Raw genomic sequence first — 13276 nt, 5'->3', positions numbered from 1 at the left:
CGAACCATTTGATTGCCTCAATGCCTCTCATAGATTTCGCGAGAGATGTGCTTCGCAAAAACGTCACGTAACGCCGGGCGATCTTCAACGCAGCTTTCGTGAAAAGTATACGGCGCTGATTATAGTCAGGACACAGCCTATAATCGACGACCACACCGCGCTGGCCATAAAGAAGGACAGCCACGGCATGGAGACGGTCGCCAGATTGCGCGTCAGGGTCAGCACCACGCTGCCCAGATAGCCCGAGGCGTCGGCGAGGTAGATCAGGAACCCGGCCGTGCCGACCTGACGCGTCGCGGCGATCAGGCGGTCGAACAGCATCGCATTGAACGGCGTATAGGCCAGGTAGAGGCCCGCGCCGGAGGCGATCATCCACGGCAGGGGCGCCAGGAGACCGTGCTGGAAGGCCACGGTGGACAGGCCGATCAGGGCCAGGCCGAAACCGGTGATGGCGTGGATGGCCATCAAGGCCTGTCGGTTGTCGCGCAGCAGCATCAGGGCGCCCAGGGCCGCCAGGCTGATCGCGGCGACGGGCAGTTCGCTGGCGGTGAAGACGCTGGAGACGCCCTCATAGCCCAGCTCGATCCAGATCTCGGCGGCGAAGTTGTCGCGGAAGTCCCGCAGCGCGGTCAGCATCACATAGGCCAGGACCAGCATCAGCACGCCGAAGCCGTAGCGGCGCAGGAAGTCGCGGCGCTGGGCCGCATACATCGGACGGCGCTCGACCCGCTCGGCGATGTCGGCTGCATCGGGGGCGGCATCCGCGACAGGCCGGCGACCGACAGCGCCAGCAGGGGCATGAACAGCAGTCCGGTCGCGGCGGGCATCCACCACTCCGTGACCCCGCGGTCGGTCATCAGCCACACCGCCACCGACTTCACCACGCCCGAGGCGACGATGAAGCTGGCGCAAAGGATGGCGCCCAGGACTTCGGACGTGCGCCGGCCTTCCAGATAGCTGAACACCAGCCCCCAGATCAGGCCCAGCGGCAGGCCGTTCAGAAACAGGGCGAACACCTTCCAGCCGGGCGGGACGACGGCGAAGAGAACCAGGGCCAGCCAGGAGACGCCGATCAGCCCCAATATGGCGGCGCCGCGCCGCGCGCCGTTCAGTTCCGAGATCAGCTTGACGCCCGCCAGCTTGGACAGGGCGTAGCCGACGACCTGGGCCACGACCAGGGCGACCTTGAAATCGACCACCGCCGACCAGCCGACCACACCCTCATAGGCGGCGGCCGCGAACGGCTTTCGAAAGGCGTACATCGACAGATAGACGCAGAAGGCGGCGACGCCGCCCATCAGGATCACGCCGGCGTCTCGCGACGGGCGGGCGGCGGAGACGTCGGCGGTCATGGTTGGATCCCCGGCTCAGGCGCGGACCGGAGCGATGCAGACACAGTCGGCCTGGCCCGGCTTCAGGCCCCGCGCGACATGGTCGTCGATGATGGCGAGGGCCTGCGACAGCTGTGCGACGCTCTCGATCACCACATCGGCGCCGGCCGCCTCGTGCGCCTCGGCCGCCTCGGCCAGGCGCGTCGCCCGATCCTGCGGCGACAGGTCCAGATAGTCGGCCAGGGGCAGGCCGACGCCGTTGCCGGACCCCGCCAGCCCCACGGACCAGCAGCCGGCGTTGCGTCCCGCCTCGACGCCCACGGCCGCGTCGTCGACCACGACCGCCGCATCGGTCGGCCAGGCGCCCAGCTCGACCAGCGCCTTCCAGATCATCAGGGGGCGGGCCCCCCTCGCGCGTCTCGCCCGCGCAGACGACCGTCTCGGGGCGATAGCCCTGGTCCGCCGCGCGGGGCAGGATCCCGGCCATCATGGTGCGGGTGTAGCCGGTCGTGGATCCGACCTGGACGCCACGCGCCCTGAGCGCCTCCAGCGCCTCCAGCGCGCCGGGGATCAACTCGGCCGTGGCCTCGGCCTCGCGGCGCATGGCAGGCTCCAGGGCGGCCATCAGCTCGTCGATGTCCGCCTCGGTCCAGTCCGCGCCCTTCTTGGCCCGCCAGAGGTCGCCGGTTTCGGTCTCGGACAGGATGGCGGTCACATGGGCGCGCTTGGCCATGCCCATGTATCGCCGCGCCGGACCGTCGCCGATCGGCACGCCCGCGTCCGCGAAGACGGCCTTCAGCGCCCGCACCGGGGCGCAGGAGCCGAAGTCCACCATGGTGCCCGCCCAGTCGAAAACGACCGCCTTGATCGCGCTCATCACGCCGCTCCCTTCAGTGAAATCCTCGTCGCGGCCGACACCACGTCCTCGCCGATGGCGAAGCCGGTCGACATGCCCGCGCCGCAGGTCACCACGGTCATGTGCACGCCGGGCAGGACCTCTTCGGTGAACCACGCACGCCGGGGGGACCAGGCGTAGAAGCCGATCCACCGCTCGACCGCCGGGGTGTCGTAGCCCGGCATGGTGTCGCGCAGGGCCTGCAGGATCAGGTCGTCGACCTCGCGGCGCTGGAAGGGATCGGGCGAGGCTTCGTATTCATGGCTGTCGCCGACCACCAGACTGCCGTCGGCGGACTGCACCGCGATCAGATGCACGCCCAGGTCCAGCAGGTCGGCGCGCTCCTCGCGCAGCCGCTTCAGCAGGGCGTCGGCCTCGGGCAGGGCGGCGTAGCCTTCGTAGCGGGCCAGGCTGAGATCGGCCATGATCGGGGTGGCCAGGCGCCGGCCCGGCGACGCGAGGCGCAGCATCTGCAGCTTGCAGCGCTGAACCGCGTGACGGGCCAGAACCTCGGGGAAAAGACCGTTCAGGTCGTCGCCAGGGCAGATGAAGACGGTCTCGGCGGCGATCTCGCCCCGGCTGGTCGACAACCGGCCGGTCTCGCAGTCCAGCACCGTGGTCGAACCCATGAATTCCACGCCCCAGCGCGTCTTCAGCCAGGCGGCCAGGGCCGGCAGGGCCAGGCGCGGCTCGACCCGCAGTTCATGGCTGCTGCACAGGGCGGCGCGGAAGGGGGCCAGCCCCGCGCAGTCCATCCGGTCCGCCAGGGTGCGGGGCGAAACCCGTTCGCAGCCCTCGGCCATTTCGGTCGCCATGAAGGCGTCCAGCACCGCCTCCGCCTCGGGACGATGCGCCAGGACCGTCAGCCCCGCCTGTTCGACCGCCACGCCGGCGGCCGGGGCGACCTCGGCCCAGACGTCGCGCGTGCGGCGGGCCAGGGTCCACATCTCGCCCCGCGCCTGTCCGGTCACGGTCACGAAGCCGAAATTGCGGATACTGGCGCCCCGGGCCGCGGGCTCGCGGTCGATCACCACGACCTTCAGGCCGGCGCGCGCCGCCGCGTGGGCGTGGGCCAGGCCGAGGATGCCCATGCCGACGACGGCGACATCATAGCGAGGGATCATGGACGGGCCTTTCGATGGAAGCGGGCCGACCTCTCACGCCCCGCCGCGCGCGGCCATGTGATTATGGGAATGGGGGGCATAGACGCAGGCCTTGGCCAAATCGTCGCATTTCATCGCTAAGCGGACGGTCGGGGGACCTTGTCATGGCCGTCAATTTCCAGCAGCTCCGTTCGTTCCACGCCGTCGCCAGCGACCGCAGCGTGACGCGCGCGGCCAATCGTCTGGCCATCACCCAGCCGACGCTGTCGAAACAGATCAAGGATCTGGAGGCGCGCTATCAGGTCCAGCTGTTCACCGGCAGTCGTCCGCCCCTGACCCTGACCGCCGCCGGCGAAGCGCTGTTCGAAAAGACCCGCGACCTGTTCCAGACCTCGGCCGACATCGAGGCCCTGCTGGGGGACACGCCGCCGGAGGAAGGCGGCCTGCTGCGGATCGGCACGGATTCGCCCCCTACGCCGCCGACCTGATCGCCGCCTTTGCGAAAGAGGCGCCCAATCTCGACTTCAAGGTGACCATCGGCAACGCCAAGGACACCAATGCGCTGCTGATGAACGCCTCGGTCGACATCGCCGTGGTCTGCGAACCGATCGGCCACAACGACTATACCTACCGGCCCTATTACGAGGATCGGCTCGTGGCGATCGCCGCCGTCGATGCGCCCGAAGCCCAGGCCGAGGTCTTCAATCTGGAAGCCCTGTCCCGTCGCGTCCTGCTGACGCGCGAACCCGGCTCTCGCACCCGGCTGGCGATGGAGCGGATGCTGGAGGCGCACCAGGTCCAGCCGTTCCGCGTGATGGAGGTGCACACCCGCGAGATGATCCGCGAGACGGTGGCGCGGGATTTGGGGGTCAGCTTCATGTTCGCGCGCGAATGCCCGCCGGACGCCCGCATCCGGGTGATGAAGCTGGCCTTGGAGCCCGCCCTGATCTCGGTGTCCGGCTATATCGCCTGCCGCACCGAACGCCGCCGCCACCCGGCGATCCGGCGTGCTCTGGACCTGGCCGAGACGCTGTCCGCAGGCTGACGACCGTCAACGGCGCGCGACGGTCAGGACATAGTCGCCCGTCTCGCCGCGCCGGGCCGTGGCGCGCGGCTGGAACGGGGTGACGACCAGGGTCATGTCCCGTGTCGCCGTGACCACGGCGGTCTCGCCGTCCACCTCGCCCCTGTGCAGGGCGCCGCCGCTCGTGTCCGCCGCGTCGCTGACGTTGAAGTAGAGATTGGCGTTGGACGGTTCAAAGGCGATCGTCAGGGTCTGGCCCGCCGCCAGGGCGAAGCCATAGGTGGGCGCCGTATAGCCCCGCACCGTCCCCTTCAGCACCAGGTCGCCGGTCGCCGGCAAATCGGGAAGCTCCAGGCTCCCTCCGTCCTGGACGAACCGCTCGACGGAGGCCCGGTCGACGACGGGATTGGGCGTCGTCGTCGGCGTTTCGGAAGCGTCGGCGGCGGGGGCGGGGGCGGGGGCGGGAGCCGGGGCCGGCTCCGGCGCCGATGGCGCGGGATCGCAGGCGGCGCAGGCCAGGGCGGTCGTCAGGACGACGGCCAGGGTGACATGGGGGCGCAACATCAGGTCGTCTCCGTCGCCGGTCCGGTGCGGACAGCAAAGCGTCACCCTCGCAGAGGCGCGCACGCTGTTCAACGCGAGGGTTCAGGCCTAGCGTCGCGGCCGGGCCTGGGAGGCGACATGACCACCAAGAAACAGAGGCGCGGCTATCCCTTTCAGCCGGGATCGGACCAGGCCTTGTCGGGACGGGGCTGGGCCCTGGTCATGGCCGGTTGTCTGTCGGGATTTCTGGCCCTGGCGACGGTGGGGGCGGGGGTTCCGGGCGCCGCCGGCCATTGGTTGTCCGTCCTGTTGTTTCTGGGCTTGCCGTTGGCTGGGCTTCGGCTTGCGGCGGGACGGGGCTGGAGCCTGATGTTTCCGCCGCCGACCGGGCGCGATGTCTGGATCGGTCTGGCCTTCGCGCCGGCGGTCCTGGTCGCCTCGGCGATCGTCGCCCTGATCGTGGTTCGCGCCGGCCTGACCACGGCCAATCCGGTCGTCGGCCTTCTGGCCGGCCTGAAGGGCTGGGACCTGGCCGTGTTCGTCGCCAGCACCCTGCCGCAGCTGCTGGGCGAGGAACTGATCACCCTGTTGCCGTTCCTGGGCCTGCTGGCCCTGTTTCATGGCCGTTTCCGCATGGGACCGAAGTCCGCGGTGATTTGCGCCTGGCTGATCTCGGCCCTGCTGTTCGGCGCCCTGCACCTGTCGACCTACGGCTGGAACCCGGCCCAGGCCGTCGGGGTGATCGGCGTCGCCCGCCTGGTGCTGACCTTGCCCTTCCTGATCACCCGCAGCGTCTGGTCGTCGACCGTCACCCACGTCACCCATGACTGGCTGCTGTTCGGGTCGATGCTGCTGTTCGGCGCAGCCTAGGTTCGACTTCAGCCGAGCCTTCCTGTCTGACGCAGGCCCTCCCACAGGGCCATGCCCGCCGTCACGGACAGGTTCAGGGAGCGGGCCTCGGGGCGCAGGGGGATGACGACGCGGGCGTCGGCGGCGGCGTGGACGTGCTCGGGCGCGCCGGCCGTCTCCTTGCCGAACAGAAGGGTGTCGCCGGGCTGGAAGACGAAATGATCGAGCCGTGCGGCCCCCGGGTGGTGAACAGCACCAGCCGGCCGGGCGGCCGGTCGCGCTGGAAGGCGTCCCAATCGACGTGGCGCGTCATGTGCGACAGGGGGCCGTAATCGAGGGCGGCGCGCTTCATCGCCCGATCGTCGAAGCGGAAGCCGACCGGCTCGATCACGTGCAGGTCCACGCCGAAGCAGGCCGACAATCGGATGCAGGCGCCGACGTTCTGAGGAATGTCCGGTTGAAAAAGGGCGAGACGCATTCTAAGGCCTCCAATACGCGCGACCTGGGGTTTGTCGCGGTCTGTTTTGCGAACGTTTCTCAAGAAGCGTCAGCAACTTGCGGCGAGGGGCCGCAAGCCACGGGCCAGCGGGGATCCTTCGGGTTCGTACATGTGGGTCCGCGCCGGATCGGGAGGCTCCCGAAGAGGCGAGGGCGGTGTTCGAGAGGTGAAACGTGACCGAATCGGTCGTGCATTCTGAAGGCTCCCACGGCCCCGAGAGCGGCGATCCCAATCGCCGTGACTTCATCCACATCGCCGCGGGCGCCGCGGCGGTGGGTGCGGGCGTCATGGTCGCCTGGCCCCTGATCAACCAGATGAACCCCGCGGCCGACACCCTGGCGTTGGCCTCCATCGAATTCGACCTGACCAAGGTTCAGGAAGGCCAGCAGGTCGTCATCAAGTGGCAGGGCAAGCCGGTGTTCGTGCGCTATCGCACCCCGGCCGAACTGCAACGCGTCATCGCCGACGACCACGCCCCGGACCTGAAGCAGCCGCAGACCGACGCGGAGCGCACCAAGCCGGGCCACGAGCCCTATCTGGTCGTCATCGGCTCGTGCACCCACCTGGGCTGCGTGCCGACCTTCGGCGCCGGCGATTACGGCGGCTGGTTCTGCCCGTGCCACGGCTCGCACTACGACGCCTCCGGCCGCATCCGCAAGGGACCGGCTCCGCTGAACCTGGTCGTGCCGGACTACGAATATCTGTCCGACACCCGCGTGAAGATCGGTTGAGGACCAGGGGAGGATCATGAGCGATCACGAGAGCACCTACGTCCCGAAGACGGGCGTCGAGAAGTGGCTGGACAGCCGTCTGCCGATCATCCGCTTCGGCGCCGACTACATGTCGCTGCCGACGCCGAAGAACCTGAACTACTGGTGGACCTTCGGCGGCATCCTGGCCCTGTGCCTGATGACGCAGATCGTCACCGGCATCGTCCTGGCCATGCACTACACGCCGAACGTCGACCTGGCCTTCGCCTCGGTCGAGCGCATCATGCGCGACGTCAACGGCGGCTGGCTGATCCGCTACGTCCACGCCAACGGCGCGTCGATGTTCTTCATCGCCGTCTATCTGCACATGCTGCGGGGCCTCTACTACGGCTCGTACAAGGCGCCGCGCGAGATGATCTGGATCATCGGCTGCGTGATCTTCTTCCTGATGATCGCCACCGCCTTCCTGGGTTACGTCCTGCCGTGGGGCCAGATGTCCTTCTGGGGCGCCGAGGTCATCACCAACCTGATCGGGGCCATTCCGGGCATCGGCGAGCCGATCCTGATCTGGCTGCGCGGCGGCCCGGCGATCGACAACGCCACGCTGAACCGCTTCTTCTCGCTGCACTATCTGCTGCCGTTCGCCATCCTGGGCTGCGTGGTCCTGCACCTGTGGGCCCTGCACCACGCGGGTCAGAACAACCCGGTCGGCATCCTGATCCCCAAGGATCGGGCCAAGAAGGACCTGGTCCCGTTCCATCCGTATTTCACGGTCAAGGACGGCTTCGCGATCATCCTGTTCCTGATCCTGTTCGCCCTGTTCGTCTTCTTCATGCCCAACGCCCTGGGCCATGCGGACAACTACATCCCGGCCAACCCGCTGCAGACGCCGGCGCACATCGTGCCCGAGTGGTACATGCTGCCCTTCTACGCCATCCTGCGCGCCATCCCGGACAAGTTCGGCGGCGTGGTGGCGATGTTCAGCGCCATCGGCGTGCTGTTCGTCCTGCCGTGGCTGGATACGTCCAAGGTGCGCTCGATGCGCTACCGCCCGACCATGCGGACCTTCTTCCTCATCTTCCTGGCGGTTGGGCTGGGCCTGGGCTGGTGCGGCGGACAGCTGCCGGACGCGCCGGTCTGGCCGGGCATGCCGAGCCCGGTGATCTTCGATGGCGCGCTGAACTCGTACCTGTGGCTGACGCGTCTGCTCACCCTCTACTATTTCGTCTTCTTCCTGGTGATCATGCCGCTGGTGGGCCTGAAGGAGACGCCGCTGCCGATCCCGGCGACGATCTCCGAGCCCGTGTTGCCGGGGCCGGACGCCCCCTGGGCGCCCCTTCGGCGGCCGTGCCGGCGTCGCCCGAGAAGAAGGGCTGAGCGCGTCATGATGATTGGGAAACTCACCGTGTCGACGACCAAGATCATCGCAGCGGCGGCCGTGGCGCTGGGCCTGGCGGTTTCGGCCGCCCCGGCCCTGGCCGCCGGCGGCGCGGCGCACCCGCGCTCGGGCGGCTTCAGCTTCGAGGGTCCGTTCGGCGTCTATGACCAGGGCCAGCTGCAGCGCGGCTACAAGGTCTATCACGAGGTCTGCGCCGCCTGTCACAGCATGAACCTCATGCACTACCGGAACCTGGGCGACGCCCACGGCCCGTTCTGGAATCCGAAGTATCCGAACCCGAACGACAACCCGGTGGTGAAGGCGCTGGCCGCCGAAAACCAGGTGCCCGACATCGACAGCGAGACCGGCGAGGCGATCATGCGCGACGCCACGCCGGCCGATAAGTTCCGTCAACCCTATCCGAACGCCACGGCGGCGGCGGCGGGCAATGGCGGCGCGGCGCCGCCCGACCTGTCGGTGATGGCCAAGGCCCGGCACGACGGCGCCAACTACATCTATTCGCTGCTGTCCGGCTATCGCGCCGCGCCGGCCGGCCTGCAGATCCGCGAGGGCCAGCACTACAACCCCTATATGGCCGGCGACCTGACGCCGTTCTGGACCGGCGACCACGACCATGTGCCGGAAGGCGGCTTCATCGCCATGCCGCCCCCCTGCAGAACGGCCAGGTCACCTATGACGACGGCTCGCCCCAGACGGTGGACCAGTACGCCAAGGACGTCGCGGCCTTCATCGCCTGGACGTCGGAACCCAAGATGGTCGAGCGCAAGCAGGCCGGCTTCGGCGTGATGATCTTCCTGCTGATCTTCGCGGGCCTGACCTACGCCAGCTATCGCCGCATCTGGAAGGGCGTGGCGCACTAGGCCTGATCCGGCCGTCAAGGCCGCGAGACCGAACCCGTCAGGCGTCGCCTGGCGGGTTTTCTCTTTGTCGCGCGCGAGGATAGGCGCCGGCGCATCGACAGCGCCGCTTCGCCTGCCTAGGGTCGGCTCCGAAATTCCCTGGAGCCGAGGTCCTCATGCGTTTCATCTCCACCTTCGCCGCGGTGCTCATGACGGGCGCGGCCCTGTCGGCCTGCGCCACCGCCGACGGCTCCGGCGCGGCTCCGGCGTTCGACGCCGCCCGCATCGCGCAGGACATCCGCATCCTGTCCGACGACAGCTTCGAGGGACGCGGCATCGCGACTCCGGCCGAGGAAAAGGTGGTCCGCTACCTGAGCGAACAGTACGCCGCCGCCGGCTTCCAGCCGGGCGGCCCCGACGGCCAATGGACCCAGGACGTCATCCTGAACCGCTTCACCCAGTCCAACGTCTCGGCCGCGCTGAAGCTGGGCGACTGGACCCTGCCGATGACCCAGGGGCGCGAGGTCGCCATCTCCACCCGCCGCCCGGCCGAGCATGTCAGCCTGAAGGACGCCCCCCTGGTCTTCGTCGGCTACGGCATCAACGCGCCCGAGCGCCAGTGGAACGACTTCAAGGGTCAGGACCTGCGCGGCAAGGTTCTGGTGGTCCTGGTCAATGATGCGGACTTCGAGGAGCCTGCGTTGAACACCTTCGGCGGCAAGGCCATGACCTACTACGGCCGATGGACGTACAAGTACGAGGAGGCCGCCCGTCACGGCGCGGCGGGCGTGCTGATCGTGCACGAGACGGCGCCGGCCTCGTACGGCTGGGCGACGGTGGCCAACTCCTGGGGCGTGCCCCAGTTCGACATCCTGCGCCAGAATGCGGCGGCCGAGCGCGTGGCGATGGAGGGCTGGATCCAGCGCGACGTGGCCGTGGACCTGTTCCGCCGCGCGGGACTGGATTTCGAGGCGTTGAAGGCCCAGGCGCGCCGCCGCGACTTCCAGCCGGTCCCGCTGCCCGGCGCGTCCTTCTCGACCGAGTTCGACGTGGCGACCAGCCAGGTCACCACCCACAACGTCATCGCCCGCCTGCCGGGGACGACCCACCCGGACGAGACGGTGCTCTACACCGCCCACTGGGATCACATCGGCATGGGCGAGCCGGACGCGACCGGCGACCGCATCTTCAACGGGGCGGTGGACAACGCCTCGGGCACGGCGGGCCTGCTGGAGCTGGCGCGGATGTTCGGGCGGGCGCCCCGCACCGAGCGGTCGGTGGTGATGATCAGCTTCACCGCCGAGGAAAGCGGCTTGCTGGGTTCGGAATACTACGCCGTCAATCCGGTCTATCCGCTGGCGAAGACGGTCGGCGGCTTCAACATGGATTCGATGAACGTCTATGGCCGTGTCACCGGCCTGGGCGTGACGGGCTATGGCCAGTCGGACTTCGATGAAAGGCTGGCGGCCGCCATCCAGCCCCAGGGGCGCGTCCTGGTCCCGGATCACGAAAACGCGGCGGGCACCTATTACCGGTCGGACCACTTCCCGCTGGCCAAGCGCGGCGTGCCGATGGCCTACGCCGGCAGCCGGGGCGAATTCCGCGACGAACCGATCGCCGCGCGCGAGGCGGCCCGCAGCGAATACGGCGCCAAGCGCTACCACCAGGCGGCCGACGAATGGTCGCCGGACTGGGACTACAGCGGCATGATCGAGGACCTGACGGTGTTCTACGATGTCGGCCGCGCCCTGGCGAACGGCCGCGACTGGCCGGAATGGAAGACCGGATCGGAGTTCGGCCCGGTCCGCGCCGAGACGGCGGGCCAGCGCCAGGACTGAAGATGACGAAAATGTAAGGCGGCCGCCTTGCATCGCCGCCTTACAGCTTCGGCCGTCTGTCACCGAGAGTTTTCGATGCGCTTTTTGCTCGCCACCAGCGTCGCCGTCGCGGCGATGATCGCCACCGCGGCGGCGGCCCAGGACTTTTCCGCCCAACGCCTGTCCGACGAAATCCGCGTCATCAGCGCCGACGACTTTCAGGGTCGCAAGCCGGGCACGGAGGGGGAAGAGAAGACGCTGGCCTTCCTGCAGGCGCAGTATGAAGCGATGGGGCTGCAGCCCGGGGCCCGGACGGTCAGTGGCGGCAACGCATCGAACTGAGGCGTTACACCCCGGTCCAGGGCGCCGCGGCCCTGTCGCTGACCGGAGCGGACGGCCAAGCCTATCCGCTGGTGCTGGGGACGGACGCGATCGTGCGCGCCGCAACCAACGACGGCCGGGCCGACGTCTCGGATGCGCCCCTGGTCTTCGCCGGCTTCGGCGTCACCGCGCCCGAGCGGGGCTGGGACGACTATGGCGATGTCGACGTGCGCGGCAAGGTCGTGGTGGTGGTCGAGGGCGAGCCGGACGGCGACCTGTTCAACGGCGCCTACACGACCCACTACCAGTCGGCGGGCTACAAGGCCGACGAGGCCTTCCGCCGGGGCGCGGTCGGCCTGGTGATCCTGGCGGGCGAACGCGGCTGGGCGCGCGCGCGGGGCGGGGCGGATCAACGCATCCTGACCCCCGGCGCGGCCGACCTGGAGTTCATCGCCACCCTGGACGAGGCGGGCAAGGCGCGGCTGGCCCAGGCGGCGGGGGTCGATCCGGCGCGCCTGACGGGCGGGCAGGACGGACGCTTCAAGGCCTTTGAACTGACGGGCGCGACCCTGACGGCGCGTCAGTCGGAAACCATCGACACCCTGGTCACGCACAATCTGCTGGCCCGGATCGAGGGAAGCCGGCGGCCGGACGAGGTCATCGTCTATTCGGCCCACTGGGACCATATCGGGGTCGGCGGCGAGCATGCGGGCGGCGAGGACACGATCTTCAACGGCGCCTGGGACAACGCCTCGGGAACCATCGGCGTGCTGGAGATGGCGCGCGAACTGTCCAAGGCGCCCCGGCCGGAGCGCACCATCGTCTTCGCCCACATGGCCGCCGAGGAGATGGGGCTGCTGGGCGCCTACGCCTATGTCGCCGATCCGGTCTATCCGCTGGAGACGACGGTCGCCGACATCAACATCGACATGCTGCCGCTGTCCGGGCCGACGCGCGATGTTCCGATCTTCGGCAAGGGCCAGAACACGCTGGAGGACGACCTGGACGCCCTGGCCAGGGCCGAGGGGCGTTATGTGTCGGACGACGGCCAGCCGCAGCAGGGCTTCTACTACCGCTCCGACCACTTCCCGTTCGCGCGGGCGGGCGTGCCGGCCCTGATGCCCTGGCATGGGGTGGATTTCGTGGGCGGCGGCAAGGAAGCCGGCTGGGCAGCGTGGCGCGAACGCTTCGGCCGTGTCTATCACCAGCCGTCGGACGAATGGTCGGCCGACTGGGATCTGACCAGCGCGGTCGAGAACCTGACCCTGCTGTATCGCCTGGGCCTGAACCTGGCCAATGGCGACGAATGGCCGACCTGGAAGCCCACGTCGGAGTTCGGCCAGGTCCGCGCGCGCAGCGAGGCGGCGCGGTCTTCCCGCTGAGGGCTGGGGCTGAACCCCAGCTTGGCCTTGGGCGTTAGGGCGGGATGAAATCGTCCTCGCCGCTGCTCCTGGCCCTGCTGCTCGCCGCCTGCGGTCCGGGGACCGTCAATCCGCCAGACGAGCCCGCCCGGCCGGTCCAATCCCCGGACGCCCTGCAGGAGATCCAGGCGCCGGGGCCGTCGTCCCTGGCCAATCGCGGCGCCAAGAGCTTCGTGGGACGGTGGGCGGCCAGCGCCGCCTGGTGCGTCGATCCGCAGGGCGACAAGCGGCCCATCGACATCACGCCGATGCGCTTCGAGGGCTACGAGAACCGCTGCGACATCGAGCGGATCGCCGAGGTCGCCAGCGGCTACGAACTGTCCCTGGTCTGCGCCGCCGAGGGCCGGACGCGGCGCGAGCGGGTGTTCGCGGCCGTCAGCGGCGACATGCTGAGCTTGGTCTATCTGGATCGTTCAGGCGATGCCGCGACCCGTCTGGGCCGCTGCCCGGGCTCGCCGAAGCCCGAGGCCCAGACCAGCGGCCTGATGAAGATGCTGAAGAAGGGCGGCTAGCGCCCTTCCCGCC

The 13276-nt window shown here is 69.0% G+C and carries 11 protein-coding genes and 5 pseudogenes; 10 read left to right on the top strand and 6 right to left on the bottom strand.

What is annotated here, in order from left to right:
• Positions 1-84: 84 nt before the first annotated feature.
• The 4 genes and pseudogenes from MU852_RS04010 to MU852_RS04000 form a co-directional block, all read right to left on the bottom strand.
• Positions 85-1262, bottom strand: a pseudogene (locus tag MU852_RS04010) (DUF5690 family protein).
• A 105-nt stretch (positions 1263-1367) separates the two neighbouring features.
• Positions 1368-1724, bottom strand: coding sequence for a hypothetical protein (locus MU852_RS04005; RefSeq protein ID WP_249751121.1), 357 nt, complete (start codon positions 1722-1724; stop codon positions 1368-1370).
• 49 nt (positions 1725-1773) lie between these two features.
• A pseudogene (locus MU852_RS17695) lies at positions 1774-2166 on the bottom strand (phosphonoacetaldehyde hydrolase); the annotation flags it as partial.
• Between the two features lie 41 nt (positions 2167-2207).
• Positions 2208-3350, bottom strand: a complete 1143-nt coding sequence (locus tag MU852_RS04000) for a TIGR03364 family FAD-dependent oxidoreductase (RefSeq protein ID WP_249751120.1) — start codon at positions 3348-3350, stop codon at positions 2208-2210.
• Positions 3351-3493: 143 nt separating this feature from the next.
• On the opposite strand from MU852_RS04000, the gene MU852_RS03995 reads away from it, so the two are divergent.
• Both MU852_RS03995 and MU852_RS03990 read left to right on the top strand, forming a co-directional pair.
• A complete protein-coding gene (locus tag MU852_RS03995) occupies positions 3494-3817 on the top strand; it encodes a LysR family transcriptional regulator (protein ID WP_249751119.1) in 324 nt (107 codons plus the stop codon).
• A gap of 41 nt (positions 3818-3858) precedes the next feature.
• Entirely contained in the window at positions 3859-4374 is a 516-nt protein-coding gene (locus MU852_RS03990; RefSeq protein WP_249751118.1) for a LysR family transcriptional regulator substrate-binding protein, read from the top strand.
• Between the two features lie 6 nt (positions 4375-4380).
• Here the strand turns inward: MU852_RS03990 and MU852_RS03985 are convergent, their stop codons facing one another.
• On the bottom strand, positions 4381-4917 hold the full coding sequence (locus tag MU852_RS03985) for a hypothetical protein (protein WP_249751117.1): 537 nt from the start codon (positions 4915-4917) through the stop codon (positions 4381-4383).
• A gap of 117 nt (positions 4918-5034) precedes the next feature.
• Between MU852_RS03985 and MU852_RS03980 the strand changes: the two genes are divergently transcribed.
• Positions 5035-5766 carry a CPBP family intramembrane glutamic endopeptidase gene (locus MU852_RS03980; RefSeq protein ID WP_249751116.1) on the top strand — a complete coding sequence of 244 codons (732 nt, stop codon included), beginning with the start codon at positions 5035-5037 and terminating at the stop codon, positions 5764-5766.
• 8 nt (positions 5767-5774) lie between these two features.
• On the opposite strand, the pseudogene MU852_RS03975 reads toward MU852_RS03980, so the two are convergent.
• Positions 5775-6223, bottom strand: a pseudogene (locus MU852_RS03975) (tRNA (cytidine(34)-2'-O)-methyltransferase).
• 194 nt (positions 6224-6417) lie between these two features.
• Between MU852_RS03975 and petA the strand changes: the two are divergent.
• From petA to MU852_RS03940, 7 genes and pseudogenes are all read left to right on the top strand, one after another.
• Positions 6418-6975, top strand: a complete 558-nt coding sequence (petA, locus tag MU852_RS03970; protein ID WP_249751115.1) for a ubiquinol-cytochrome c reductase iron-sulfur subunit — start codon at positions 6418-6420, stop codon at positions 6973-6975.
• A gap of 16 nt (positions 6976-6991) precedes the next feature.
• Positions 6992-8278: pseudogene (locus tag MU852_RS03965) on the top strand (cytochrome b); the annotation flags it as partial.
• A 63-nt stretch (positions 8279-8341) separates the two neighbouring features.
• Positions 8342-9213: pseudogene (locus MU852_RS03960) on the top strand (cytochrome c1).
• Positions 9214-9368: 155 nt separating this feature from the next.
• On the top strand, positions 9369-11030 hold the full coding sequence (locus MU852_RS03955; protein ID WP_249751114.1) for a M28 family metallopeptidase: 1662 nt from the start codon (positions 9369-9371) through the stop codon (positions 11028-11030).
• A gap of 75 nt (positions 11031-11105) precedes the next feature.
• Positions 11106-11351, top strand: coding sequence for a hypothetical protein (locus MU852_RS03950; RefSeq protein ID WP_249751113.1), 246 nt, complete (start codon positions 11106-11108; stop codon positions 11349-11351).
• A gap of 92 nt (positions 11352-11443) precedes the next feature.
• Positions 11444-12712 (top strand): M28 family peptidase, encoded by a 1269-nt coding sequence (locus tag MU852_RS03945; protein ID WP_249751112.1) that lies wholly within the window; start codon positions 11444-11446, stop codon positions 12710-12712.
• 44 nt (positions 12713-12756) lie between these two features.
• Positions 12757-13263, top strand: coding sequence for a hypothetical protein (locus MU852_RS03940; RefSeq protein WP_249751111.1), 507 nt, complete (start codon positions 12757-12759; stop codon positions 13261-13263).
• The last annotated feature ends 13 nt before the right edge of the window (positions 13264-13276 follow it).

The organism is Brevundimonas albigilva (assembly GCF_023503965.1).
Lineage (GTDB): Bacteria > Pseudomonadota > Alphaproteobacteria > Caulobacterales > Caulobacteraceae > Brevundimonas > Brevundimonas albigilva.
Note: the sequence above shows the minus strand (reverse complement) of the source record. Positions and strands in the feature narration are given on the sequence as shown.